General features: G+C 66.3%; 21 protein-coding genes and 1 pseudogene. 11 read left to right on the top strand and 11 right to left on the bottom strand.

What is annotated here, in order from left to right; translation table 11 throughout:
• Positions 1–49: 49 nt before the first annotated feature.
• From ACZ5V4_RS08325 to ACZ5V4_RS08315, 3 genes are read right to left on the bottom strand one after another with little or no spacing between them, the layout of a single operon-like run.
• On the bottom strand, positions 50–2,665 hold the full coding sequence (locus ACZ5V4_RS08325) for a cobyric acid synthase (protein WP_464317716.1): 2,616 nt from the start codon (positions 2,663–2,665) through the stop codon (positions 50–52).
• The gene (locus tag ACZ5V4_RS08320) at positions 2,662–3,564 is read right to left on the bottom strand and encodes a LysR family transcriptional regulator (protein ID WP_464317821.1); all 903 of its coding nucleotides are present in this window, start codon (positions 3,562–3,564) and stop codon (positions 2,662–2,664) included. The genes ACZ5V4_RS08325 and ACZ5V4_RS08320 overlap by 4 nt, the downstream gene beginning before the upstream one ends.
• 5 nt (positions 3,565–3,569) lie before the next feature.
• Entirely contained in the window at positions 3,570–5,075 is a 1,506-nt protein-coding gene (locus ACZ5V4_RS08315; protein WP_464317715.1) for an aminotransferase-like domain-containing protein, read from the bottom strand.
• A gap of 103 nt (positions 5,076–5,178) precedes the next feature.
• Between ACZ5V4_RS08315 and ACZ5V4_RS08310 the strand changes: the two genes are divergently transcribed.
• From ACZ5V4_RS08310 to ACZ5V4_RS08300, 3 genes are all read left to right on the top strand, one after another.
• Complete coding sequence (locus tag ACZ5V4_RS08310; protein ID WP_464317714.1) at positions 5,179–5,532, top strand: DUF2917 domain-containing protein; 354 nt, start codon at positions 5,179–5,181, stop codon at positions 5,530–5,532.
• Between the two features lie 49 nt (positions 5,533–5,581).
• Complete coding sequence (locus ACZ5V4_RS08305) at positions 5,582–6,622, top strand: GGDEF domain-containing protein (protein WP_464317713.1); 1,041 nt, start codon at positions 5,582–5,584, stop codon at positions 6,620–6,622.
• Positions 6,623–6,838: 216 nt separating this feature from the next.
• Positions 6,839–9,799 carry an FAD-dependent oxidoreductase gene (locus ACZ5V4_RS08300; RefSeq protein WP_464317712.1) on the top strand — a complete coding sequence of 987 codons (2,961 nt, stop codon included), beginning with the start codon at positions 6,839–6,841 and terminating at the stop codon, positions 9,797–9,799.
• A 226-nt stretch (positions 9,800–10,025) separates the two neighbouring features.
• Here the strand turns inward: ACZ5V4_RS08300 and ACZ5V4_RS08295 are convergent, their stop codons facing one another.
• From ACZ5V4_RS08295 to groES, 6 genes are all read right to left on the bottom strand, one after another.
• On the bottom strand, positions 10,026–10,289 hold the full coding sequence (locus ACZ5V4_RS08295) for an RNA recognition motif domain-containing protein (protein ID WP_464317711.1): 264 nt from the start codon (positions 10,287–10,289) through the stop codon (positions 10,026–10,028).
• Positions 10,290–10,469: 180 nt separating this feature from the next.
• Complete coding sequence (locus ACZ5V4_RS08290; protein ID WP_464317710.1) at positions 10,470–10,979, bottom strand: hypothetical protein; 510 nt, start codon at positions 10,977–10,979, stop codon at positions 10,470–10,472.
• 21 nt (positions 10,980–11,000) lie between these two features.
• Positions 11,001–11,351, bottom strand: coding sequence for a hypothetical protein (locus ACZ5V4_RS08285; RefSeq protein ID WP_464317709.1), 351 nt, complete (start codon positions 11,349–11,351; stop codon positions 11,001–11,003).
• On the bottom strand, positions 11,303–12,328 hold the full coding sequence (locus tag ACZ5V4_RS08280; protein WP_464317708.1) for an HD domain-containing protein: 1,026 nt from the start codon (positions 12,326–12,328) through the stop codon (positions 11,303–11,305). Before ACZ5V4_RS08280 ends, ACZ5V4_RS08285 begins: the two co-directional genes overlap by 49 nt.
• Positions 12,329–12,459: 131 nt before the next feature.
• Complete coding sequence (gene groL, locus ACZ5V4_RS08275) at positions 12,460–14,097, bottom strand: chaperonin GroEL (protein ID WP_464317707.1); 1,638 nt, start codon at positions 14,095–14,097, stop codon at positions 12,460–12,462.
• A 43-nt stretch (positions 14,098–14,140) separates the two neighbouring features.
• Complete coding sequence (groES, locus tag ACZ5V4_RS08270) at positions 14,141–14,431, bottom strand: co-chaperone GroES (protein ID WP_464317706.1); 291 nt, start codon at positions 14,429–14,431, stop codon at positions 14,141–14,143.
• A gap of 427 nt (positions 14,432–14,858) precedes the next feature.
• Between groES and motA the strand changes: the two genes are divergently transcribed.
• A complete protein-coding gene (gene motA, locus ACZ5V4_RS08265) occupies positions 14,859–15,713 on the top strand; it encodes a flagellar motor stator protein MotA (protein ID WP_464317705.1) in 855 nt (284 codons plus the stop codon).
• Positions 15,714–15,794: 81 nt separating this feature from the next.
• Here motA and ACZ5V4_RS08260 read toward each other — a convergent pair whose 3' ends face one another.
• The gene (locus ACZ5V4_RS08260) at positions 15,795–16,376 is read right to left on the bottom strand and encodes a hypothetical protein (RefSeq protein ID WP_464317704.1); all 582 of its coding nucleotides are present in this window, start codon (positions 16,374–16,376) and stop codon (positions 15,795–15,797) included.
• 495 nt (positions 16,377–16,871) lie between these two features.
• Between ACZ5V4_RS08260 and ACZ5V4_RS08255 the strand changes: the two genes are divergently transcribed.
• The 7 genes and pseudogenes from ACZ5V4_RS08255 to ACZ5V4_RS08225 all read left to right on the top strand — a co-directional run bounded on the left by ACZ5V4_RS08255 (position 16,872) and on the right by ACZ5V4_RS08225 (position 24,494).
• Positions 16,872–18,812, top strand: a complete 1,941-nt coding sequence (locus tag ACZ5V4_RS08255; protein ID WP_464317703.1) for an NADH-quinone oxidoreductase subunit 5 family protein — start codon at positions 16,872–16,874, stop codon at positions 18,810–18,812.
• Positions 18,812–19,657 (top strand): respiratory chain complex I subunit 1 family protein, encoded by an 846-nt coding sequence (locus ACZ5V4_RS08250; RefSeq protein ID WP_464317702.1) that lies wholly within the window; start codon positions 18,812–18,814, stop codon positions 19,655–19,657. Before ACZ5V4_RS08255 ends, ACZ5V4_RS08250 begins: the two co-directional genes overlap by 1 nt.
• 19 nt (positions 19,658–19,676) lie before the next feature.
• Positions 19,677–20,129: pseudogene (locus ACZ5V4_RS08245) on the top strand (NADH-quinone oxidoreductase subunit B family protein); the annotation flags it as partial.
• Positions 20,130–20,153: 24 nt separating this feature from the next.
• Positions 20,154–20,540 (top strand): NADH-quinone oxidoreductase subunit C, encoded by a 387-nt coding sequence (locus tag ACZ5V4_RS08240; protein ID WP_464317701.1) that lies wholly within the window; start codon positions 20,154–20,156, stop codon positions 20,538–20,540.
• A 5-nt stretch (positions 20,541–20,545) separates the two neighbouring features.
• Complete coding sequence (locus tag ACZ5V4_RS08235; RefSeq protein ID WP_464317700.1) at positions 20,546–21,619, top strand: hydrogenase large subunit; 1,074 nt, start codon at positions 20,546–20,548, stop codon at positions 21,617–21,619.
• Between the two features lie 15 nt (positions 21,620–21,634).
• Positions 21,635–22,009 carry a 4Fe-4S binding protein gene (locus tag ACZ5V4_RS08230; protein ID WP_464317699.1) on the top strand — a complete coding sequence of 125 codons (375 nt, stop codon included), beginning with the start codon at positions 21,635–21,637 and terminating at the stop codon, positions 22,007–22,009.
• A 403-nt stretch (positions 22,010–22,412) separates the two neighbouring features.
• Positions 22,413–24,494, top strand: coding sequence for a methyl-accepting chemotaxis protein (locus tag ACZ5V4_RS08225; protein ID WP_464317698.1), 2,082 nt, complete (start codon positions 22,413–22,415; stop codon positions 24,492–24,494).
• A 103-nt stretch (positions 24,495–24,597) separates the two neighbouring features.
• Here ACZ5V4_RS08225 and ACZ5V4_RS08220 read toward each other — a convergent pair whose 3' ends face one another.
• The gene (locus tag ACZ5V4_RS08220) at positions 24,598–25,467 is read right to left on the bottom strand and encodes a tetratricopeptide repeat protein (protein ID WP_464317697.1); all 870 of its coding nucleotides are present in this window, start codon (positions 25,465–25,467) and stop codon (positions 24,598–24,600) included.
• Positions 25,468–25,526: the final 59 nt, after the last annotated feature.

Here is a 25,526-nt window from a genome sequence, read left to right as displayed (position 1 = left end):
GTGCGCAGTAACCCTGTTCGCATGGTCCGTTCAAGTGAAAGGCGCGTAATCAGAGCCCCATGAGCGCGTACACCGCCTTCATGTCCAGGCTTTGGCGCACGATCCCGGCCAGGCGGTCCAGGGCCTCGTCCAGGCCGGGGCCCTGCCGGGCCGGCAGGGGCGCGAGGCCCTTTTTCGCGCGCAGGGCATTGAGCCACCAGCGCCTGAAGCCGTGCTCGTCGAACACGCCGTGCAGGTAGGTGCCCCACGCCTCGCCCGGGCGGCCCCAGGCCAGGGGGCGGCCGCCCTCGCCCACGGCCAGCACCTGGGCCCCCGGCCCCGTGGCCGAGGTGACCCCGTGGTGGATCTCGTAGCCCGAGAGGGCGAGCCCGGACGGCAGGTGCGTGGCCCTGGAGAGGAGCAGGGTCTTTTCCCTCTCCAGACGGGTGGTGAGCGGCAAGAGCCCCAGGCCCTCGCGGCTGCCCAGGCCCGATTCCAGGCCCAGGGGGTCCTCCAGGCAGGCCCCGAGCATCTGGAGCCCGGCGCACACGCCCACGACCTCGCAGCCCTCGAGCCCGGCCACGGCCCGGGCCAGGCCGCTCTCGGCAAGCGCGGTCAGGTCCGCCAGGGTGTTCTTGCTGCCGGGCAGGATCACCGCGTCGGGCCTGCCCAGGTCCCCGGCGCGGCGCACCACGCGAAGCGCCACGTCGGGCTCGGCGGCCAGGGCGTCGAAGTCGGTGAAGTTCGATATGTGCGGCAGGTCGATCACCGCGATGTCCAGGTCGCGCGGGCCGTTGCCGCTCCAGCACGCGCCCGCCTTGAAGCTCACGGAGTCCTCCTCGGGCAGGCCCAGGTCCGCGATGTGGGGCACCACGCCGAGCACGGGCCTGCCCGTGGTCTCGAGCATGAAGCGGTGCGCGGGGGCCAGAAGCGCCGGGTCGCCCCGGAAGCGGTTCAGCACGTAGCCGCCCACCAGGGCGCGCTCGGATTCGCTCAAGCACTCCATGGTGCCCAGCAGCGCGGCGAACACGCCGCCCCGGTCGATGTCGCCCGCCAGCAGCACGGCCGCGCCCGCGTGGGCTGCCATGGCCATGTTCACCATGTCGTGGCTCTTCAGGTTCACCTCGGCCGGGCTGCCAGCTCCCTCCAGGACCACGGCGTCGAACTCCCCGGCCAGCGAGTCGTAGGCCTGCTTGGCCGCCTCGAAGGCCCTCGGCTTGTAGGCCACGTACTCCATCACGCGCATGTTGCCCACGGGCCTGCCCATGACGATCACCTGGGAGCCCGTGTCCGAGCAGGGCTTCAGGAGCACAGGGTTCATGCGCGCCTGGGGGGCCAGGCCGCAGGCCCTGGCCTGGAGCGCCTGGGCCCGGCCGATCTCCTCGCCGAGCGCCGTGACGTGGGAGTTGAGCGACATGTTCTGGGCCTTGAACGGGGCCACGCGCACGCCGTCCTGCCGTAGAATCCGGCACAGCGCGGCCACGAGCACGGACTTGCCCGCATTGGAGGCCGTGCCCTGGACCATGAGCGGCCGCGCCTTGCGCCTGGGCCCGCCAATGGGCTTTCGGGAGGCCCGGGGGCCTGGAGCCGCTTGCGCGGGGGCGGCGGAGGATTCCCCTTCCAGAATCTCTCCCATGGCCGCGAGCAGGCGCTCGTTGTCGTCGCGGGCGCGCACGGCCACCCGGAAGAACCGTTCGTCCAGGCCCGCGAAGTTGGAGCAGTCGCGGATGGCGATACGCTTTTGCAGGAGCGCGTTTTTCAGCCCGGGCGCGCCTCCGGGCGCGTCCAGGCGGCAGAGGAGGTAGTTGGCCGCGCCGGGGTACACCGTGATTCGGGGAAGTGCGGCGAGCCCCTTGGCCAAGTGTGCCCGAAGCTCCGTGACGGCCAGGCGCGTACGCTCCTCGAAGGCTTCGTCCGCCATGGCCCGCTCGCCAACGGCCTGGGCAAGGGCGTTCACGGACCACGGCGCGATCCCTTCGCGCACGGCCCGGGCGAGCTCGGGCGAGGCCACCGCGAGGCCCAGCCTGAGGCCTGGGACGGCGAACATCTTGGTCAGCGAGGCGAGCACGGCCACGTTTCCGGGCCTGCCCGCCGCGAGGCTTTCGAAGCCCCGCACGAAGGAGCCGAAGGCCTCGTCCACGGCGAAGAGGCAGTCCGGGTGGGCGGCGGCGAGGCGGCGCACGGTTTCGGCCGGGACGTCCCGCCCCGTGGGGTTGTTGGGCCTGGCGACGAAGACCAGGGCCGCCCCGCCAGCCTGGGCGATGGCCCGTGAGATCTCGGCCGGGTCCAGGGCGAAGGAGCGCTCTTCGGGAAGCGGGGCGCGCGTCACCGCCATGCCCGCGCGCAGGCAGGCTTCCTCGTAGTCCCGGTAGGCGGGGACCGGGATCACGGCGCGGGCATGGCCGCAGGTCCGGGCCAGGGCGAAAATGAGCTCGCTCGTGCCGTTGCCCGCGATGATCTCCTCCTCGGGCGCGCTCAGGCGAGCCGAGGCGGCCGAGACGAGCGCGCGGCAGTGCGGGTCCGGGTAGTGGACCAGTGAGGACACCGCCGACGAGATGGTGGTGCGCAGCCACTCGGGCGGGCCCAGCGGGTTGATGCTGGCCGAGAAGTCGAGAATGTCCTCGGGTGCGCAGCCAAGCTCCCGGGCCAGGCCGCGCACGTCGCCGCCGTGGGGGAAGTCCGTCATGCCGCCGCCGTGGCCTCGCCCAGGCCCCAGGCGCGGCCAGCGGCCTCCATCACGGCCTTGACCCCGGGGTCGGCCATGCGCCTGGTCAGGGCCACGATGTTCACGGGCAGCCCGAGGCCTCCTCCGGGCCACACGGCCAGGCCCTGGCCGGAGACGGGGCCGCGCGCCAGATCGTCGCGCAGAAGCGACAGCCCCCTGCCCGAGGCCACCAGGGAGCGGATGGTGTGCTCGTCGTTGATCACGGCGGCGGTCTTCACCGATCCACCCGTTTCGGCCAGGAGGTTCTCGGCCATGGCCACGAACGGGCAGCGCTCATGGAACCAGATCCAGGGCATCCCGGCCAGGTCGGCCAGGGTGGCCTTGGCCAGCCTGTCCTTCCAGGCGGGCGGCCCGACCACGCGCACCGTGGCCATGGACACGGGCAGGGCCGTGAGCTGCGGGTCCGCGTCGAAGCAGCCGTAGGCGAAACCCGCGTGCATGATCCCGGCCTTGAGCGCCTGGGGCACCTCGTAGGAGTCGCGGCAGCCGATGTGCACGAGCGCCTCGGGGTGCTCGCGGCCGAGTTCCTCCAGCACCTGGGGCAGGCGCAGGTAGTCGGCATCGGTGTTTCTGGTGAGCACGATGTCGCCGGTGACGCCGCCGCGCAGGGCCCGGGCCTCTTCCAGGAGCGCCTGGGCGCGGCGCAGGGCCTCGCGAGCGGTGACGGCCAGCCTGCGCCCGCTCTGGGTGGGTTCCATGCCCTTGGGCGTGCGCGCGAAAAGGCTCACCCCGAGTTCTTCCTCAAGGGACTTCACGTGGGCGCTCACGGCGGGCTGCGAGAGGTGCAGGCGTTCGGCCGCGCGCGTGAGGTTGCCCTCCTCGGCCACGGCCACGAAGGTGCGCAGGTGGTAGAGTTCCATGGTCTTCACGAATCCTTAAGGGAGCCTTCGGACATTGCGATTGGACCCTGCTCCCACGGGTCGCTTATCCGGTTCGCATGTCCGGCCGCAACCAATTCCCCGGCGATTTCCCCGAGGGTTTCCACGGCCCGGGTCAGCTCCCCGCTCGGCGGCACGCAGCAGCTGATGCGCGTAAACGAGCGGAAGCAGCCCTGGGAGGAGAAGATCGCCCCCGGGGCCACGCTGATGCCCTTTTCCAGGGCCCGGTGCATGAACCGCACCCCGTCGGCCCCGCCCGGCAGCTGCACCCACATCACGGTGCCGCCCTCGGGGCGCGTGGCCCGGGTGCCCGGAGGGAAGTGGCGGCCGATGAGCGCGTGCACGTTCTCCATCATGGCCTTGGCCGCCGGGCGCAGGCGCTTCAGATGCCTGAGGTAGTGCCCGCCGCGCAGGTACTCGGCGATGGCCATCTGGGTGGGGGTGGCGGTGGTCACGCTGGTGGTGGCCTTGATCTCCAGGGCCTTTTCCAGAAAGCGCCCCGCCAGCAGCCAGCCCACGCGGTAGCCCGGGGCGATGGTCTTGGAAAAGGACGAGCAGGTGAGCACCATGCCGCGCGTGTCGTAAGCCTTGCAACTGGCCGGGCGGGCCGGGCCGTAGTGCAGGTCCGCGTAGACGTCGTCCTCGATGAGCGGCACGCCCCGGCGCGCCAGGATGTCCACGATCTCGGCCTTGGCCCTGTCCGGGGTGAGCGCGCCGTCGGGGTTGTTGAAGTTGGGGGTGAGCACGCAGGCGGCCACGCGGAAGCGCTCCGTGACCTGGGCGATGTCCGGGGGGCGCACGCCCTCCCCCGGCCGCGAGGGCACCTCGATGACCCGAAGCCCCAGGACCTCGAGCATCTGGAGGAAGCAATAGTAGGTGGGCGAGGCGATGGCCACGGTGTCCCCGGGGCGGGTGACGCAACGCAGGGCGATGTGCAGGGCCTCCATGGCCCCGGAGGTGATCACGGTCTCGCGCAGGGTGCACTCCGCGCCGGATTCCAGGGTGCGGGCCACGATCTGGGCGCGCAGGGGCTCGAAGCCCTCCACCGGGCCGTAGTAGCCCACGCGCTCGCCCTCGTCGCGCAGCACCTGGGCCAGGATGCGGTTCACCTGCGCGAGCGGCAGCAGGTTCTCGTCCGTGCGGGCCACGCCGAGCGGCAGCATGTCCCTTCGGGACATGTTCTCCAGCACCGTGCGGATGATGAGCGCCCTGGCCAGGGGCTCCGGGGCCTCGGACGGGCAGGGCTTGGTCACGGGCTCGGGCAGGCTGCGGCCGGGCTCGCGCACGTAGAAGCCGGACTTGGGCCTGGCCTCCAGCACTCCCTCGCTCTCCAACTGGGAGTAGGCCAGCTGCGCCGTGGAGAGGCTCACGCGCATGGAAGAGGCCAGCCTGCGCAGGGACGGGGCCTTGTCCCCGGGCTCGAGCGCGCCCGAGGCGATCATGTCCAGGACGCTCTGGCGCACGCTCTCGTAGCGGAAGCTGTCGGTGTTCACGTGATCTGTCCTGGTTGATTTTGTTTTGATCTGTGTCTGTACTGGTAACAGTTTTTCCTGTCCAAGCAAAGGTAACAATCGTGAAGCCAAGGAGGAGGACGCCATGGCGCCTGAAATGACACCGAGGACGTGGCCCCAGCCGGGCAGGGGATTCGTGGACGACGCGGCGGCCGCCGGATGGAGAAACGCCGCGGCCCGGGCGCTTGCGCGGGTGGCCGCCAGGTTCGCCCCGTGGGGGTCGGTGACCGCGAGCCTGGAAAAGGGCCAGGCCATGGTCCTGGACGGGCCCTTCCTGGCCCGGGTGGAGTGCCTGAGCGGCGCGGCCTGGGTCACGAGCCCCGCAGACGGCCGGGACCTGGGCATCAAGGCCGGGGAGGCCCAGGCGTTCGAGCGGCCCGGGCAGGTGGCGGTGTCCGCCATGGGCGGCCCGGCCAGGGTGCGCCTGCGCTGGCGGTGAGCCGCTTTGGGGCTTGGCAAGGTGGTGGCTATTTTGTATCCGTGGGGCCATGAAGCTCCAGAACAACGGCGCTCCCGGCGCGCACCACTGCTTCGACGGCATCTGCGAAACCATGGACCGGCTGGGGGTCCCGCGCAATTCCAAGTGGCGGGCCCTCATCTTGTTCATGCGCTCCATCAGCGAGTACGACGTCTACACCCCGGAGCAGAAGCGCCTGATGCAGGAGCTGGTCGTCTCAGTGCTCAAGGAGCGCGACCTCACGGAAGCCAACTTCCAGTCGCTCTCGCGCAAGACCGAGGAGATCATGACCAGCCAGTGGCGGGCCAAGCTCTCGGCCGCGCTGGACGACCTGGCCAGGGCCGTTGAGGAGTCGCGCGGGATGCTCCTTCGGCGCAAGGGCGACATCGCCCAGCTGGGCGAATCCACGGAGCAGTCCGTGCGCACCGTCAGGGACGGCGGGGACATCGACGCCGTGCTCTCCGGGATCCGCAAGGGGTTCGCGGACGTGGTGCGCTACATGGAGGAGGACGCGGAGAAGCTCGAGCGGCTGAGCTACACCGACGTCCTCACCGGCCTGCACAACCGCCGGGCCTTCGAGGAGGCCCTGCGCGGGTCCGTGGCCCGGGCCCGGGCCGAGGGCAAGCAGCTATGCATGTTCATGGCCGACATCGACCATTTCAAGAAATTCAACGACCAGCACGGGCACCTCATCGGCGACCAGGCCCTGGCGGCCGTGGCCTCGGTCTTGCGCGACTGCCAGAGCCAGTTCGAGGCCCGGGGCGCCGCCGTGGCCACCGCCCGCTACGGCGGCGAGGAGTTCGCCGTGTTGGCCCAGGACATGGGCCTCGCGCAGGCCACGGCCCTGGCCGAGCATATCCGCCACCGCATCGAGACCTACAACTTCGTCATCCGGGACGTGGACGGCGAGATTCTCGACTCGGGCATCAAGCTGACCGTGAGCCTGGGTGTGGCCTGCCTGGACCAGAAGTGGCGCGACTCCCTGGAGCAGCGTCTTGTGAACGCGGCGGACGAGGCGCTCTACGCGGCCAAGCAGACAGGGCGCAACCGCGTGGTCGCCTACGAGGGCTGAGGCCCCGTCTTCAGGTTCCGGCCCGGGCCCGAGCGCCCGTGGCCCTTCGCATGCGGCCGCCCGGACCGGGCAGGGCCGCCGCCCCCGCGTCACGGCGGACGGGCCCGGACCGCGATCCTCCCACGCGGGCCGGGACTCTGCCGGAGATTGTTCCCTATTTGCTTTCGCGGGGGCAAGATTGTAAACCCATCGCAAATCGGCATGGCGGGAGGATTCATGGCGTCAACCTGGACCGAGGCCGTTTCCGGCAACACCCCCCTTCTCTCTCTGGCTCAGGCCCTTTCCGGCAGGGATTTGGCGTCCTGCCGCGAGTTCGGCTGCTTCACGGCGCTCGCCCGGATCAATGGGGACCCCCGCGCGCCGCTGGCCACGGTCCTGCGCGCATCCCGCCTGCGCGACGGGCGCTTCCCCTGCTGGCCCGCGCACCTGGCGTACTCGGCGCAGCACCCCCTGGAGGGCGTGCTCACCGTGGACGCGCGCGAGGCTTTCGCCGGGGACCCTCTGCCGGGACACCTGCTGCGCGCGCTGCCCTTCGTCCTGGCCGAGGCGTTGGCCCTGGCCGCCGTGGCCCTTGGGCGCTCGCGGGCGCGCCTGGTGGTCTCGCAAGGCGGCGAGGACCAGGCCGCGAGCGCCGCCCGCGGCCTGGAGCAGGCCAGCCTGGGCGGCGTGTCCGAAATCCCCAGGCTGGACGTCGAGGTCGTGGCCGGGACGCTCTCCCCGGACGACGCGCCCTTCGCCATCGATCCCCTGGACTTCAAGATGGACCTGCGGGCCTGGTGCCTGCTTCCCGTGGCGGCAGGCTCGGCCGACGCCTCCTCGCGGCTCTTTTCGCATCCCCAGGGCTTTGCCGAGGCCGCTTTCGGCGCGGACCTGCGCGCGGTGGCCGGACTCGAAGGTCCCCTGGCCTTCGACGAGGGCCTGGGCGGGTTCGCCCCGGCCGGGGCCGCCCCGGCCATGGACCCGGAACTCTTGTCCGCGCAGGGCGTGGACCCCGGTTTCTCGCGCCTGCGCGCCCTGTCTCCCAGCGAATGCCCCATCGACCTGACCCGCCAGGCCCTCTACCAGCATTGGCGCCTCGCCGCCGTGCGCGAAGGCCACCCCCACCGGGGGCTTCTGGCCCGCGCGGCCAGGCTGGCCACGGAGATCGCCCTGGGCCGGGGCGGGGAGGAGCAGCTGAACGAGCTGGGACAGGCCGCGCACCAGTTGGCGCACGAAGGGCTCAAGGCCGCGCGCGTGCTGGCCTCCTCCCTGGCCAGCTTCCCGGACGAATGGAGGCGGCACGCCGAGGGCGGGTGCGCCACGGGCGTCTGCCACGCCCGGCGCGTGGCCCCCTGCCAGGAGCGCTGCCCGTCGGGCATCGACATCCCCAATTTCCTCTCGCTCACCGGGCGCGGGGCGCACTCCGAGGCCGTCTCGGTGATGGTCCAGGACAACCCGCTGCCCTACGCCTGCGGCCTGGTTTGCCCGGCTCCGTGCGAGAAGGTCTGCCTGCGCGGCAAGGTGGACAAGCCCATCCACATCCGGGCCATGAAGGCCGTTTCCGCCAAGGCGGTAATGGCCGCCGGCGGGACCTACCCGCCCGTGTGCCAGAAGGCCCCGGCAACCGGGCGCAAGGTGGCCGTGGTGGGCGGCGGGCCTTCCGGGCTCTCCTGCGCGTCGTTCCTCGTCAGGCGCGGCCACCAGGTCACCCTTTTCGAGGCCATGCCCAAGCTCGGCGGCATGCTGCGCTACGGCATCCCGGAGTACCGCCTGCCCAAGGCCGTGCTGGACGCCGAGATCGCCACGGTCACGGGGCTCGGCGTGGAGGTGTTCACGGGAAAGGCCCTGGGCCGCGACTTCACCCTGGACGAGTTGGCCGCCAAGGGCTTCGAGGCGGTGTTCCTGGGGCTCGGGGCCTGGACCAGCCGGGCGCTCGGCCTCGAGGGCGAACGGCTCCTGGCCGGGGTGGTCTCGGGAACTGAGTTTCTCGTGGAGCTGGGGCTTGGCCGCAAGCCCGCCGTCGGCCGCAAGGTGATCGTGGTGGGCGGCGGCAACACGGCCATGGACTGCGCGCGCACGGCCGTGCGCCTTGGGGCCGAAGAGGTCCGCGTGGTCTACCGCCGCTCCCGGGCCGAGATGCCGGCGGCCGTGGAAGAGGTGGAGGAGGCCGAGCACGAGGGCGTGGTCTTCACCTTCCTGGCCGCGCCCACGCGCCTGGTGGGCGACGACGGCAGGCTCGCGGGCATGGAGGTGGTGACCATGGCCCTGGGCGAGCCGGACGCCTCGGGCCGCCGCCGCCCCGAGCCCAAGGCAGGGACCGAGCGCGTGCTCGGCTGCGACATGATCATCTCCGCCATCGGCCAGTTCTGCGACGAATCCTTCACCCAGGGCTCGGACGGAACCCTGGGCGAGGTCTGCCTGACCAAATGGAAAACCATCCAGGTGGACAAGGCCGACCTCTCCACCGACCGCGCGGGCGTGTTCGCGGGCGGCGACGCGGCCATGGGCCCGGCCACGGTGGTGGAGGCCATCCGCGACGGCAAGCGCGCCGCCTCGGGCATCGACGCGTTTCTCACCGGCAGGCCCTTCGACCCCGCCGAGGTGGAGCCCAGGCCGCGCTGGGAGCGCGAGCTGATCTGCTCCCCCCAGGGCTGCGGCTGGTCCGAGCATTCCAGGCCCGAGATCCCCATGATCGCGGTGTCCGCGCGAAGCCTCAACTTCGAGCAGGTGGAGCTGGGCCTGACCCAGGAGATGGCCGAGACCGAGGCCAGGCGCTGCCTGCGCTGCGACGTGTGCATCGGCTGCGGCCTGTGCCAGCTGGTCTGCTCCGAGGCCGGGGGCGACGCCCTGCGCTTCAAGGACGTGGGCGGGCGCCTGGTGTTCGAGGACTTCGACCGCCCCACCGAGAAGTGCGTGGGCTGCGGGGCCTGCACGCGCGTGTGCCCCACCGGGGCCATGCGCATGGTCCTGGAAAAGGGCGAGACCGCCATCGCCTTCACCGGGCACTCCATCAGCGAGATTCCGACGCCCCTGTGCGCCGAGTGCGGCAAGCCCCTGCCCGCCGAGCAGTACCTGGAGCACCTGCGCAGGCGCATGAGCGAGCACCTGGCGTCCAGCGCGCGCATGGACCAGGACCTCTGCCCGGACTGCGCCAGGAGGCAGCGGGGAGTGAGCTTCGTCAACAGCCTGCTGCGCTGAGGCGCGGAGGGAGAACCGGGAAGAGCGGGGCGCTGCCCCACGCCCCGCCAGGGCTCCGCCCTGGACCCGCAAGGGGCAGTGCCTGCCCCTTGACCCGGCGATAGCTTCGCGGGCTTCACCGGCCACTTGAAATATGGCCGCCCTTCCGGCTGGAAGCGAGCAAACTACTGGAGGGGCATCATGCCCCTGCCGGGCCGAGGGCTCTCCGCGTCGAGGGGAGGGGGCTTCAAAGCGGGGCGGTGACGTCGCCCGGGTTGAGCTCCTGGACGATGAGGTACTGCTGGCCCAGGGGCATGCGGTCCAGGGTGTCGATGATGCGTGCCACGTCTCCGGTGTCGATCTTCAGGAAACCGAAGCCGCGGAACACGCCGTTCTCCCTGTCGCCCACGAGGTTCACGGCCAGGACGTTTCCGTAGGGCGCGAACAGCTCGCGGACCATGGCCTCGTCGGTCTGGTAGGGCAGGTTGCCCACGAAGAAGGTGCGCAGCATGGCAGGCTCCCGTGGTGGTATGGGCACGACGGGAGTTGGAGTAGCAGGCGGGAGTTGAGATAGGGTTAAGGGCGCTTGACGATTGCGCTCGCACGAAAAAAAAGCTCCGGAGCGCACGCTCCCGGGCTTTGAATGTTAAGAATAACTTAATGATTTAAACGTGTTGAACTTTGAGGTAGGCTAAGAAAGTAGAGGTTTAATGCGGTCATAGGCATCCCGGATTCTGTCGGAGGAATACCTGTTGCCTTTCCAGCCTTTGAATTCCTTTTCAATCGCTCTGAACGTGGGTTTATTGCCCTGAAATTTCAGAACCTCGGTGCAATAGAGCGCTGTCCCTATGAGTTCAAGATTGTCGAAGGTGAACTCTTTGACGAGTTCACGAAATGCTTGGAGATTTGACTCAATGAGTGTCTCTTCATCTTTGCTTAGCTTTGGAATATTGTCTAGTGATATGATTTCATATGAGGTCTTTCTTTCTTTTAGTTCTTCCCAGAAGCACATATTGCTTAATGCCCTGGCAAGGTCAAAAGAAAAAGGGCCATAAGTATGTTCTTCAAAGCTAAGCCCTGTCTTAATCCCCTTGAAGGAAAGGAAGTACAAAAATTTATGCAAAGTGATTTTCTGGAGTTCGATTTCGTGCTTCTGGAGGATGCGAATTACACCAGCAATGATTATTTTTGAGTCAAACATATTTATCCTCCTTGTTGCCGCTTAGATGCGGGCAAGAAGTTGTTCTGCCAACGACTTCTTTTCGGGTGTGACGTAGATGCGATAAATGAAGGGTGGCGCGTGCGCCAACTTTTCAAATATCCATGAACGTTCACAGATGTCAACCTGTCGGGGGGAGTCTCCTCCTCGTTCCTTGGTCAAAAGGCTAATCAAGCCACGGGGCTGTGGTTTTGTTTTTTTTCTTGTTTTGCTAGCTCCCGGGGTGGCATTGTCCCATTTCAATACTTCAACGGCTTGTTCTTTTATGAAATAATCTTCTTCTTCCTTAAGGTCTGATGAATTCCTCAGTGATTGTACGAGTTTTTTGTATTGTTCTGTGCCATATTTCGACATTGAGCTTGTGTCGATGATCGGAACAAGGTGCTTAGATCTAAGAAGAAATGGAGCCCAGGGGTTGTTGTTCTTGCTTTCTGCTTGATTTTTTCGAAGATTTCGCAATCGTCAAGGAAGGAGAGTCTGTCTAGGTCGACATGACTCAAAATGTTATTGGTCACTGTGAATGGTTCTTTAAATTCTTCGAAGTCTTGCATGAAGCGCTTAAGAATAAGATCATAACCCATCCTCGTTCTGTGGTATGGTATTTGTATGTTGTAGTGGTACCTGGCGATAAGTAATGATTCAGCTACGTGGATGTCGTTTTCATCGACACAGAATGTTAGTTGGCCTGTGTCGTCTTCAATCGCAGCGAATATATTGAGAAAGCGAGCGAGGTCGTATTCGCCATATTTGACACCGCAACAGTGCGAGTCCCTTAAGAGATAATCGGCACGATCTGCATCAAGTTGTCCGGATACAATTTCACGCAATAAACGCAAGCGAGCTGGATTTTTCTTGGTGATAAGTGAGGAAACATCTTTTGTACTGATATCCGAGTCTGTTATCGTGTGTGATATTTCGTGGTCGTTTTCGATGATATATTGGCTCAGTGATTCATGCTTGAGCCCGCTAAGCCAGTGTGATTCGACGGCGTGAGAAAATGGAAGGTGTCCAATGTCGTGTAATAGTGCGGCAAAACGAAGTGTTTTTATGTACTTTATGTTTGGCGTGAAGCTGAGTTTGGTGTTTTTGTTGTCGATTATGCCAGCAAGCATCAGAGTGGCACAGTGCATGACCCCAAGTGAATGGACGAATCGGGAGTGCTCCGCAGAGGGGTAAACATATTTTGTGAGTGCGAGTTGGTGAACCCTGCGGAGCCGCTGGAAGAGGGGGGTATCGATTATCTGTTTCTCTGCGTCCGTCAGAAAAATAAAGCCATAAAGAGGGTCGCGAATCCTGTTCTTTGCATCGATCTCGTCGAGGAATTTTTCCATGATTCCCTTCTTGAGTTTTCGTGTGGGAATTTTGCACTTTTTATTTGGTTGTGCAAATAGAAAAAGCCCCGGAGCTTACGCTCCGGGGCTTCTCATTCAATGGCGGGTCAGGCTTGCGCCAGGCTTTTGGCCTAGTACATGCCGCCCATGCCGCCCATGCCGCCGGGCATGGCGGGGGCGTCTTTCTTGGGCTCGGGCTTGTCGGCGATGGCGCACTCGGTGGTGAGCAGCAGGCCGGAGACCGAGGCGGCGTTCTGCAGGGCGATGCGGGTGACCTTCTTGGGGTCGATGACGCCGGCCTTGATCAGGTCTTCGTAGTCGCCGGTGGAGGCGTTGAAGCCGAAGCCGTCCTTGCCGTCGGCCACCTTGGCCACCACGATGGAGCCTTCGAAACCGGCGTTGCCGGAGATCTGGCGCAGCGGAGCCTCGCAGGCGCGCTTCACGATCTCGATGCCGGCGGTCTCGTCGTCGTCCACGGGCTTGACCTTCTCCAGGGCCTTCAGGCAGCGCACCAGGGCGACGCCGCCGCCAGGCACGATGCCCTCTTCCACGGCGGCGCGGGTGGCGTTCAGGGCGTCCTCGACGCGGGCCTTCTTCTCCTTCATCTCGGTCTCGGTGGCAGCGCCGACGTTGATGACGGCCACGCCGCCCACGATCTTGGCCAGGCGCTCCTGGAGCTTCTCGCGGTCGTAGGAGGAGGTGGTCTCGTCGATCTGGGCGCGGATCTGCTTCACGCGGGCCTTGATGTCCTCGGCCTTTCCGGCGCCGTCGATGATGGTGGTGTTCTCCTTGTCGATCACCACGCGCTTGGCGCGGCCCAGGTCCTGGAGGCCCAGGCTCTCCAGCTTGATGCCCAGGTCCTCGGAGACGGACTGGCCGCCGGTGAGGATGGCGATGTCCTGGAGCATGGCCTTGCGGCGGTCGCCGAAGCCGGGGGCCTTCACGGCGCAGACCTGCAGGGTGCCGCGCAGCTTGTTGACCACCAGGGTGGCCAGGGCTTCGCCCTCGACGTCCTCGGCGACGATCAGCAGGGGCTTGGCCATCTTGGCGACCTGCTCGAGCACGGGCAGGAGGTCCTTCATGGAGGAGATCTTCTTCTCGTTGATCAGGATGAAGGGATCATCGAGCTCGCAGACCATCTTCTCGGGGTCGGTGACGAAATAGGGGGAGAGGTAGCCGCGGTCGAACTGCATGCCTTCGACCACGTCCAGGGTGGTCTCCAGGCCCTTGGCCTCCTCGACGGTGATCACGCCTTCCTTGCCGACCTTGTTCATGGCCTCGGCGATGATGTTGCCGATGGTGGCGTCGGAGTTGGCGGAGATGGTGCCGACCTGGGCGATTTCCTTCTGGTCGCGGGTGGGCTTGGCGAGCACGCCGAGCTCTTCGACCATGGCCTCGACGGCCTTGTCGATGCCGCGCTTGATGGCCATGGGGTTGCGGCCGGCGGCCACGAGCTTCACGCCCTCGTTGAAGATGGCCTGGGCCAGGATGGTGGCGGTGGTGGTGCCGTCGCCGGCCACGTCGGAGGTCTTGGAGGCGACTTCCTTGACCATCTGGGCGCCCATGTTCTCGAACTTGTCGGAGAGCTCGATCTCCTTGGCCACGGTGACGCCGTCCTTGGTGATCACGGGGGAGCCGAAGCTCTTTTCGATGACCACGTTGCGGCCCTTGGGACCCAGGGTGACCTTCACGGCGTTGGCGAGCTTGTCGACACCCTTCTTCAGCTTCTCGCGAGCCTGGGCGTCGTAGAGGATCTCTTTGGCGGACATGTGTTGTCTCCTTGAAATTTTGTGATGGGGTGGAGAGGGGGAACTAGCCTTCGATGACGGCCAGGATGTCGTCCTCGCGCATCATCAGGTGCTCCACGCCGTCGATCTTGATCTCGGTGCCGGCGTACTTGTTGAAGAGCACGTTGTCGCCCTTCTCCACGGCGGGCTTGCAGCGCTTGCCGTCCTCGCCCACCTTGCCGGGGCCCACGGCGATCACTTCGCCCTTCATGGGCTTTTCCTTGGCGGAATCGGGGATGATGATGCCACCGGCGGTAACCGTCTCTTCCTCCAGGCGCTTCACCAGGACGCGGTCGTTCAAGGGCTTCAGCTTCATAGCGGATTGTCCTCCGAAGTGGTTTTTTCTTCTTTGCCGTCTGTTAGCACTCACGGGCGGCGAGTGCTAGCGACGGGCAGCGTGATAGGAAACATAACCGAAAATGCCAACAAGGGAAGGGGAAAAATGAAGAAATCCGCAGGCGATTATTCGGGTGAAAGCGGCATATTTCTCGTTTTTTCTCATTAAATCTGAAAATATCTCCGGATTCCTCTTCCGGCTCCGGGCCGCGTCCGGGGCGCGGGCCCAGCCCGGCCCAACCCGCGCTTGACTTCCCGCCCGGTTCCGGGGATTTTCGGCACGCGGCGCGCCACCGCCAACGGCCGGGACCACCGGCCGTCCGACCCTCCGGCGCGGCGCGTCATCAAAGCATATCGACTCCGAGTCCCGGGCAGTCCAGCCGGGGCTGGCAGGAGAGACGGAGCATATGAACGCGATCATCGGTTTCGTGGTGGTGCTGGGCTCGGTCATCGGGGGCTACGTCCTCTCCCACGGCAAGCTGGCCGTGCTCTTCCAGCCGTACGAGTTCCTGACCATCGGGGGCGCGGCCCTGGGCTCGTTCTTCATCGCCTCGCCCATGAGCGTGGTGAAGGACGTCTTCAAGCACCTGCCCCACGTGTTCACGGCCAAGGAGGACTCCAAGGACTTCTACCTGGAGATGCTCTCGCTCATGTACGAGCTGTTCCAGCTGGCCAGGCGCTCGGGCGCGGTGGCCCTGGACGCCCACGTGAACCGGCCCGCCGATTCCGACATCTTCCGCCGCTTCGGCAACGTCTCCAAGAACAAGACCGTGCTCAACTTCATCTGCGACAACCTGAAGATCGTCATCGCGGGCAACATCGAGCAGCACCACTACGAGGCGATCATGGACACCGACATCTCCACGCGCAAGCACCACGACGCGCTGGCCGGGGCCTCGGTGAACAAGATCGCGGACGCCCTGCCGGGCCTCGGCATCGTGGCCGCGGTGCTCGGCATCGTCATCACCATGGGCGACATCAACCAACCCCCCGAGGTGCTGGGCAACCACATCGGCGCGGCCCTGGTGGGCACGTTCCTGGGCGTGCTCATGTGCTACGGCTTCATCGGCCCCATGGCCACCAACCTGGAGCACCAGGCAGCGGCCAAGGCCGCGCGGCTCAAGGTGGTCAAGAGCGCGCTCATGGGCTACTCCATCGGGCTGGCCCCGATCCTGGCCGTGGAGTACGCCAGGCGGGCCATCCCCTCCAACGTGCAGCCCTCCATGGAAGAGCTCGAGGAAGGAATGAAGAAGGGCGGCTAGGCCCCCGGCCCGCCGCCCCTGATAATGATCGTTCCGCCAGGCCGCGCCGGTTCTCCGGCGCGGCTTTTTTTTCGTCCCGCGCTAGCGCGCCCCGGCCTGGCCCTGGCGCTTGATGGACTCGATCTCCCGCAGGAGCCTCTCCAGGCGCAGCCCGCGCTGGGGCATGTGCTCCACGCCGCAGGCCTTGCGGTTCATGTCGTCGCACCACTTGGTCAGGTCCGCGATGCCGTACTTGGCGGCGTCGGCGAAGAACACGGCCTTGTCGTTCTGGTCGGGCACGCCGTCCCAGCGCAGCTTGAGCCCCAGGAAGACCCGCTCGTTGTGGTACTGGGAGTGCTTGACCTCGAACCCGGCCAAAAAGCTCAGAGGGTCGCCCGCCACGTCGCCGGGGTCCACCAGCTTGAAGTAGACGAGCATGCACACGCCCTTGAACTTGTCGACCTCCACGGTCTGGCTGGCCTTGAAGGAGAGGCAGACGCCCGTGGAGGAGACGTCCTCCAGGCGGGGGAAGGGCGGCTTGCCCTGGAGCATCTTGGGGTCGCCCAGGTCGCGCAGGTGGACGCGGCCGAGTTCCTTCATGCGCCGGAGCCACACGGCGAGCTCCAGCACGATGCTCTCGTCGACCTCCACCCTGAATGTGGCGCGGTAATCATCCTCGTCCATCGGGCCTCCCATGGCGCACCGGGCCGGGCGCCAACGGCTGGCGGGCCCGGCGAGCGGCGTAGAACCGGCGCCAATGCCGGGTCTGTAGCCAATTTTTCCCAGCAAGCAAAGCCGGTTGATTCAAAAGAGCCCGCAGGCCCGGGAAATTCTTGTCCCCAAGAGGTCTAGACGGCCCTGAAAACGCCGCCGTTCACCGAGTAAAATCGACCGTTCACCGGACCGATCCGGCCGCTTATGCGGGACCGCCCGCCGGGCGTCCGGGCGGTGGGTGACGAAACCCCGCGCCAGCCGTGATTCAGGCGTCCCTTGACCAAGGAATTTCAATTCCTTAAGAATACGTTCCAAGCTCATAGTCCAGGTTTTTCGTTGCCTGCCGGCCGGGGGGTCGGAGACTCTTCAACTGATCATACCGAAGAGAGGAGGTGTCTTCACGCCAGCATACGCGTGCGCACGAGGAGAGGTGATTGACTCGACACAACCTAACGTGAGGTGAATATGGACATCTTGGTTTTCGCGACCGTGGTGCTCCCGTTCCTGGCGGCAATTGCCCTGTTGCTGCTTCGGGACAAGGGCTCCAGAAGCCTGATCGTGGTCGGAACCGCGGTGGTCCTGGCCGCGGCGTCCCTGGCCCTGGTCGGGCAGGGATCGTTCGAGTACGCCCCGAAAAGCTTCCTGGGCGTCGGCCTGGACGGCTTCATCGCGTTGCTCGACTTCGCCCTTTTGTTTGTCATCCTAATCATGGCCTTGACGAAGCTGAAGAGCAATCTGGTCGCAGTCCTGACCGCAGCTCAGATCGTTGGGCTCATCTACCTCGAATTCTTCATGCCCGGTCACGCCGCGCCCTCCGCCCCCGCCATGTTCGCGGACCAACTCTCGCTCATCATGGTGCTCGTGATCTCCATCGTCGGCTCCCTCATCTGCGTCTACGCCCTGGGCTACATGCCCGGCCATGAGGAGCACCTGCACCTGGCTAAGACCAAGCAGCCCCGGTTCTTCTTCTATCTGGTGGCCTTCCTGGGCGCCATGAACGGGCTGGTGCTGGCCAACAACCTGATGTGGCTCTACTTCTTCTGGGAAGTGACCACCTTCTGTTCCTTCATGCTCATCGCCCACGACGGCGACGAGACCTCCGTGAAGAACGCCACCCGCGCCCTGTGGATGAACATGACCGGCGGCGTGGCCTTCGTGTTCGCGCTGATCTTCCTGCAGAAGACCGGCACGGCGCTCTACCTCACCGAGCTCCTGAAGCCCGGCTTCTCCGCCGCCGGCGCGGCCGCGCTGATCCCCTTGTTCATGCTCTGCTACGCGGGCATCACCAAGTCCGCGCAGGTGCCGTTCCAGAGCTGGCTGTGCGGGGCCATGGTCGCCCCCACCCCGGTCTCGGCCCTGCTGCACTCCTCCACCATGGTCAAGGCGGGCGTGTACCTCGTGCTGCGCCTGTCCCCGGCCTACTCGGGCACCATGCTGTCGGGCATGCTGGCCCTGTTCGGCGCCTTCACGTTCCTGACCACCTCGGCCCTGGCCGTGGGGCAGTCCAACGGCAAGAAGGTGCTGGCCTACTCCACCATCGCCAACCTGGGCCTGATCATCGCCTGCGCGGGCATCAACAACCCCATGGCCATCACCGCCGCGATCATCATCATCGTGTTCCACGCGGTGTCCAAGGCGCTCATGTTCCTGTGCGTCGGCACCATCGAGCAGAAGATCCACTCCCGCGACCTGGAAGACATGCGCGGGCTGTACATGGTCATGCCCAAGACCACCATCGTGGCCCTGATCGGCGTGTGCACCATGCTCCTGCCGCCCTTCGGCGTGCTGCTCGGCAAGTGGATGGCCATCGAGAGCGCCGCGGCCATGAAGTACATGCCCGTCACCGTGATGCTGGCGCTGGGTTCGGGCCTCACCGTGATGTTCTGGGCTCGCTGGGCGGGCATCCTGCTCTCCACTCCGTACCCCAAGAACGTGACCCCCGAGGCGCAGCCCTCCACGGTGCGCGCGCCCCTGGTGATGCTCGCCTACGGCGCGGTGCTCCTGTCGCTGTTCGTGCCCCTGCTGTATTCGGGCCTCATCGCCCCCGCGGTGAAGAGCTCGCACAAGGAGCTGGCCTACGCCGTGGGCCTGGCCTTCTCCAACAACATGGGCGTGTTCTACATCTATCCCTTGTTCATCGTGCTGGGCGCGGGCCTGTACCTGGCCATCCGGGCGGCCCGCAAGGTTGACCCGGCCACCTGCGTCGGCCCGTACCTCTGCGGCGCGCAGGCCGCCGATGACAACAAGGCCTTCGTGAGCACCGGCCGCGCCAACGTCGGCTACCAGGCCGGCAACTTCTACCTGTCCTGGATCTTCGGCGAGGAACGCCTCTCCAACTCCATCAACATGGTGGCTGGAGTGCTTCTCGCGGTCATGCTGGGACTCACGCTGGGAGGGTTTATCTAATGGGTAAGCTCCTGCTCGCCACCATCGCCGTGATCCTTGCCCCGGTCGTGGGCGGCCTCATCGCCGGACTCGACCGCAAGCTCACCGCCTGGCTCCAGTCCCGCGTCGGGCCTCCGATCCTCCAGCCCTTCTACGACGTGTTCAAGCTGCTGGGCAAATCGCCCATGATCATGAACCCCTGGCAGATCCTCTCCGTGTGGATCTACCTGGCCAGCTCCATGCTGACGGTGTTCCTGTTCTTCATGGGCTCCGACCTGCTGCTCATCTTCTTCGTGCTGACCGTGGGCGCCGTGTTCTTCGTCATGGGCGCGTTGTCCACCCAGTCGCCCTACGCCCAGGTGGGCGCGCAGCGCGAGCTGGTGACCATGCTCACCTACGAGCCCCTGATCATCCTGGTGTTCGTGTCCATCGCCATGGTCACGGGCAGCTTCAAGGTTTCGCAGGTCTTCGAGCAGAGCAAGCCGCTCCTGTACCAGCTGCCGCTCATGTTCATCGTGCTGGGCTACGCCCTGACCATCAAGCTGCGCAAGTCGCCCTTCGACATCTCCGCGTGTCACCACGCGCACCAGGAAGTCGTTCGCGGCGTGCTCACCGAGTACTCGGGGCCGCAGCTGGCCATGATCGAGATCGCGCACTGGTACGACGTGGTCTTCGTGCTGGGCCTGGTGGGCCTGTTCTGGGCCACCAGCTTCTGGGGCTGCCTCATCCTGCTGGCGGTGACCTACTTCGCGGAGCTGGTCATCGACAACGTCACGGCCCGCATGACCTACAAGTGGATGCTCAAGAGCGTCTGGGCCTGGGGCCTCGCCCTGTCGGTCCTGAACCTGCTCTGGCTGTACGCCTAAGCATCCCCACGGAGAACACACCATGAGCATGCTCAAAGACTGGATCAACAAGGGAAGGCTGAAGTCCCCGTGGATCGTCCACTTCGACTGCGGCTCGTGCAACGGCTGCGACATCGAGGTGCTGGCGTGCCTGACTCCCCTCTATGACGTGGAGCGCTTCGGCATCATCAACATCGGCGACCCCAAGCACGCCGACGTGCTTCTGGTCACCGGCACGGTGAACCACCGCAACAAGCACGTGCTGAAAAACATCTACGACCAGATGCCCTCGCCCAAGGCCGTCATCGCCATGGGCGCGTGCGGCCTCACCGGCGGCGTGTTCCGCGACGCCTACAACGTGGTGGGCGGCGTGGACAAGGTCATCCCCGTGGACGTGTACGTGCGTGGATGCCCCCCGAAGCCCGAGGCCATCATCGACGGCGTTGTCCTGGCCCTTGGCAAGGTCAAGGCCGCCCTCGAAGCCGCCGGTTAACCACAGTCGAGCGAGGATTGACACATGTTTGCCAATGAACAGGCCGTCACGGTGGACACCCTGATCCCCGAGTGCCAGAAATGCTACGACGCGGGCCTTCGCCTCGTGGGCGTCTCGGCCGTGGAGATCAAGCAGGACAGCACCTTCGACGTGCTCTATCACTTCGACAAGGACCTCTCGCTTTCGCACCTGCGCCTGAACGTGCCCAAGGAGGCCCCCGTGCCCTCCATCTCGGGCGTGTACTTCCCGGCGCTTCTCTACGAGAACGAGATCAAGGACCAATTCGGCGTCAACTTCCAGAACATCCTCATCGACTTCGGATGCACGCTCTACCTTGAGCCCGAGGTGGTGAAGAGCCCGTTCTGCACCTTCACCTTTGCCCGCAAAGAAAAGGGCAAAGAGGAGGCCTAGACAATATGCGTACCATACTGCCCTTCGGCCCCCAGCACCCGGTGCTGCCGGAGCCCATCCACCTCAAGCTGGTGGTTGAAGAGGAAAAAGTCGTCGAGGCCCTCCCCAACCTGGGCTACGTGCACCGCGGACTGGAGAAGCTCACCGACATCCGCGACTACAACCAGATGGTGAACATCGTCGAGCGCGTGTGCGGCATCTGCTCCTGCATCCACTCGCTCAACTACTGCGAGGCGGTCGAGGAGCTCATGAACCTCGAGGTGCCAGCCAGGGCCAAGTTCCTGCGAGTGATGTGGGGCGAGATCCACCGCATTCACTCGCACCTGCTCTGGCTCGGGCTCTTCGCCGACGGCTTCGGCTTCGAGTCGCTGTTCATGCAGTGCTGGCGCATCCGCGAGCGCGCCATGGACCTCATGGAAGCCACCGCGGGCAACCGCGTGGTCATCTCCACCAACATCGTGGGCGGCGTGCGCAAGGACATCACCCCGGACCAGAAGGCCTGGATCCTCTCCGAGATCGACCTGATCGAGAAAGAGACCCGCGCGCTCGACAAGACCCTCATGGACGACTACACCGTCAAGTCCCGCTGCTGCGGCAAGGGCGTGCTCACCAAGGAGCAGGCCCACATGCTGGGCGCGGTCGGCCCCATGCTGCGCGGCTCCGGCTGGGCCCAGGACGCGCGCCTGACCGGCTACGCCGCCTACGGCGAGCTCGATTTCGAGCCCGTGGTGGAATACGACGGCGACTGCATGTCCCGCAACAAGGTCCGCCTGCGCGAGGTCTACCAGGCCTGCGACCTGGTGCGCCAGGCCGTGGCCAAGATGCCCGAGGGCGAAATCAGCACCAAGGTCAAGGGCAAGCCCGAGGGCGAGGTGTGGCGGCGCGTGGAACAGCCCCGCGGCGAACTCTACTACTACATCAAGGGTAACGGATCGAAGAACCTGGAGCGCGTGCGCATCCGCACCCCAACCTTCGCCAACATCCCGCCGCTTCTGGCCATGCTGCCCGGTTGCGACCTGGCGGACGTGCCCGTCATCGTGCTGTCCATCGACCCGTGCATCTCCTGCACGGAGCGTTAAGAGAGGAGCCGCCACATGTTCGAGATGACCAAGAACGTCCTTCAGAACCTGATGGGGAAATCCTCCACCAGGCTCTACCCCTTCACCAAGCGCGAACCCTTCGAGCGCTTCCGGGGCACCCTGGACATCAACGTGGACGAGTGCATCTTCTGCGGCACCTGCGCCAAGAAGTGCCCCAGCCAGTGCATCGAGGTGGACGTGAAGGGCCGCACCTGGACCTGCGACACCTTCGCCTGCGTCTACTGCTCCGTGTGCGTGGAGGCGTGCCCCACCCAGTGCATGATCATGTCCAACGAGACCAAGCCGCCCGCGGGCGAAAAGGACCTGCTCTTCTACAAGGGCAAGCCCAAGGAGCCCAAGAAGAAGGAAGCCAAGGCCGAAAAGGCCTAGAATTCCTCGAGGCGTGACGTGAACGGGCGCCGGTCCGGGGTTTCCCGGGCCGGCGCTTTTTCGTTCCGGCTCCTCGCGAGGGGCGAAGGCCGTCGTGATCCCCGTGAGCGGCCGCTGGCCGCCTGGGGCGAGTCGCGCCGTGTCTGGAACGTTCAAGGAATGGTGGGGGGTACACTATTGCGAACAGGAAGGGGCTGCCAGGAGGGAGGGCGCAGCATCTTCTGCATGGGAAGAGTGAAAGCCCGTTGTTGCGGAAAATCAATTTTGTAAATTCTTGTGGACGAATGCGATAGGATGCGCTTGGTATTGCGGGTGATTCTTTATTTCGATAAAGTAAGAGTGAAGTGGAAGTAAAAGAAGGGGTGTGTCGATGCTCTCAAGTTTGTCGATCAGAGCGAAGTTGATGATCCTCGCGTTTTTGCCGCTCGTGGCTTTCCTCGTCTTGGCGGGGCAGGAAAGCCACTCCAGGTACGTGGCCTGGCGCAACATGGACACCATGGTCCAGGGCATGAACGTGATGGTGGGGCTTGGCAATCTTGCCCACGAACTCCAGAGGGAACGTGGGCTTTCAGCCGGATACGCAGCCAGCAAGGGGCAGAAATTCGGCACTGAGCTCAAGGCCCAGCGCGTGCTGAGCGACGGGGAGGCGAGGAAGCTGGAGGAGGTTTTGTCCGCTGCCCCGCAGGCCCTGGCCGATCCTTCCTTCGGCAAGTCCGTAGCGGACATGCGCGCATCGCTCGCCGGGCTGTCCTCCGCGCGGCCGGGCATCGACAGCCTCGGCGGGGACGCGCGAGGGGTGATCGCCACCTACAACACGCTGGTGGGCAAGGTGCTCGACGGCTGCTCGGCGGTCCTGACCATGGCCGCCGGCAGCGGCCTGTCGCGCCAGGCGTCAGCCTACGTGGAGCTCCTGCGGGGCAAGGAAATCGCAGGACAGGAGCGCGCCACGCTGAACGGGGCCTTCGCGGCCGGGAAATTCACGCCCGAGCTCCAGCGGGACTGGCTGCTGCGCGTGGGTGCGCAGGACGCCTGCTTCGCGGCCTTCACGGGCATCGGCGGCAAGGGCGCGGCCGCGCTCTTCGAGGCGAAGACCGCCGGGCCGGACCGGGAGGTCCGCTCGTTCAGGGATTTGGCGTTCGCCAACCAGGCCAAGCCCTCCCTGGAAGTCGACCCGCAGGCATGGTTCAAGGCCTCCACGGTGCGCATCGACGCGCTCAAGGAAGTGGAGGACGACTGGGCGGGCATGATCCGCCAGCGCGCCACGGAGATGGTCGCTTCGACCAAGGGCGCCTTCCTGGGAATGTTCGCCACGGCCATGGCCGTGGCCCTTGTGACGGGCACGCTGGGTATCCTCATCTACCGGGCCATCTCGCGGCCGCTGCTGGCCGCCGTGGGCTTCGCCGACGGCGTGGCCCACGGTGAGTTGCGGCAGGCCCCGTTGCCGCAGGGCAAGGACGAGATCGGCAGGCTGTGCGTCTCGCTGGAGTCCATGCTGGCGACCATCCGCGAGATGATCGCCCGGGCGGACGAGGCAACAGCCCAGGCCGCGCGCGAGGCGGAAACGGCCAGGGTCGCGGCCGCCGAGGCCCAGGAGGCCCGGCAACAGGCCGAGCGCGCCAAGCATGAGGGGATGCTCATGGCCGCGACGCAACTTGAGGACGTGGTGTCCACGGTGAGCGAGGCCTCGGACGCCTTGTCCGCCGAGGTGGAGCAGGCGAGCAAGGGGGCCGAGGTCCAGTCCGCCAGGATGGGCGAGGCGGCCACGGCCATGGAGCAGATGAACGCGACCGTGCTGGAGGTGGCCCGCAGCGCGGCCAAGGCCTCCCAGACCGCCGACGGGGCCAGGAGCGAGGCAATGAGCGGCGCGAAGGTCGTGGGAGACGCCGTGGAGGGCATCACCCGGGCCCGGGACGAATCGCTCGAGCTCAAGCAGCAGATGGGCGATCTTGACGGGCGTGCGCGGGACATCGGCCGCATCATGAACGTGATCTCGGACATCGCGGACCAGACCAACCTTCTGGCGCTGAACGCGGCCATCGAGGCGGCGCGCGCGGGTGAGGCCGGGCGCGGCTTCGCCGTGGTGGCGGACGAGGTGCGCAAGCTGGCCGAGAAGACCATGACCGCCACCAAGGAAGTGGGCGAGAGCATCCGGGGCATCCAGGGAGGGGCGGCGGCCACCATCGCCAACGTGGAGAGGGCGGTGTCGCGCATCGAGCAGGCCACGACCCAGGCCCAGGAATCCGGCAAGGCCCTGGAAGCCATCGTGCGGCTGGTGGACGAGACCTCCATGCAGGTCAGCTCCATCGCCACCGCGTCCGAGGAGCAGTCGGCCACCAGCGAAGAGATCAACCGCACCCTGGAGGACGTCAGCCGCATCTCCGCCGAAACCGCGCAGGCCATGGGCCATTCCTCGCTGGCCGTGTCCGACCTGGTGGGGCAGGCCGCCGCGCTGCGCGGTCTTATCGGTTCGCTGCGCGCGGCGTAGAGGGCTCATGCGCCAGCCGGGCGCGGCACTTCGCGAGCAAACGGCCGGCCAGGGGGGAAAGCCTCCCCTTGGCCGGCCGGTGAATTCGTCGTTCGCCGTGTTCCTACTTTTTCGCGGCAGGCGCGCGAAGCGCGGCCAGGCTCCTGGCGTCGGCGGGGTCGTAGGTCAGCGCCAGGCGCCAGAGCCGCACGGCCTCGTCGCGGCGGCCTTCGGCGAGCGCGCGCGAGGCCTTGCGGCCCAGCGCGTTCACCAGTCCGAAGCGTGCGCGCCACTGGCCCTGGTCGATGGCCAGGGCCTGGCGCCAGGCGCTCAGCGCCAGGTCGTCGAGGCCCACGAGCATGTAGGCCTCCCCGGCCGAGCACAGGGCGGCCGCGTCGCGCGGCGTAAGTTCCAGGGCGTGCTCCAGTTCCGCGCGGGCGTTCACCGCGAGGCCCAGGGCCAGGAACGTCTCGCCCAGGGCGCGGCGCAGGGAGGCGTCCTCCCCGGCTGCGTCGCGGGCCTTGGCCAGGGCCTGGGCGGCCTGCTTGTCCCGGCCCGAGGCCAGGTGGCAGCAGGCCGCGCCCAGGTGCGCCCAGGCGTTGGCGGAATCGAGCCCGAGCGCGGCCCGGTAGGACGAGAGGGCCTCCTCGGGGCGGCCGTCGGCCAGCAGCAGGTGGCCTTGCCAGCACAGGGCAAGCAGGTTGGCCGGGTCGGCCTGGAGCACGTCGGCGAGCGTGGCCTGGGCCTGGGCGCGCCTGCCCATGGCCGCGTCGATCTGGGCCAGGCGGATGCGCGCGTAGGCGTCCTGGGGGAAGGCGGCAAGGGCCGACTCCACCGCGCGGCGTGCGGCCTCCAGGTTGCCCTTGGCCTGCCACTCCTGGGCCGTGAAGAGGCTGTCCAGCAGGGGCTGCGGGATGGGGGAGGCCGCGCGCGGCGTGGGCGGGGCCGCCAGCGCCAGCAGGGTGGCCAAGGCCAGGAAGCAGAGATGTTTCATGGGCTGCACGGGCATCCAAGTAGCCTTTCCGGGACGAAAAGCAACCGGGCGGCCTGGTC

It is taken from the genome of Fundidesulfovibrio sp. YSD1 (assembly GCF_055397115.1).
The sequence above is the reverse complement of the archived record's forward strand: the minus strand, read 5'-3'. Positions and strand labels throughout refer to the sequence as shown.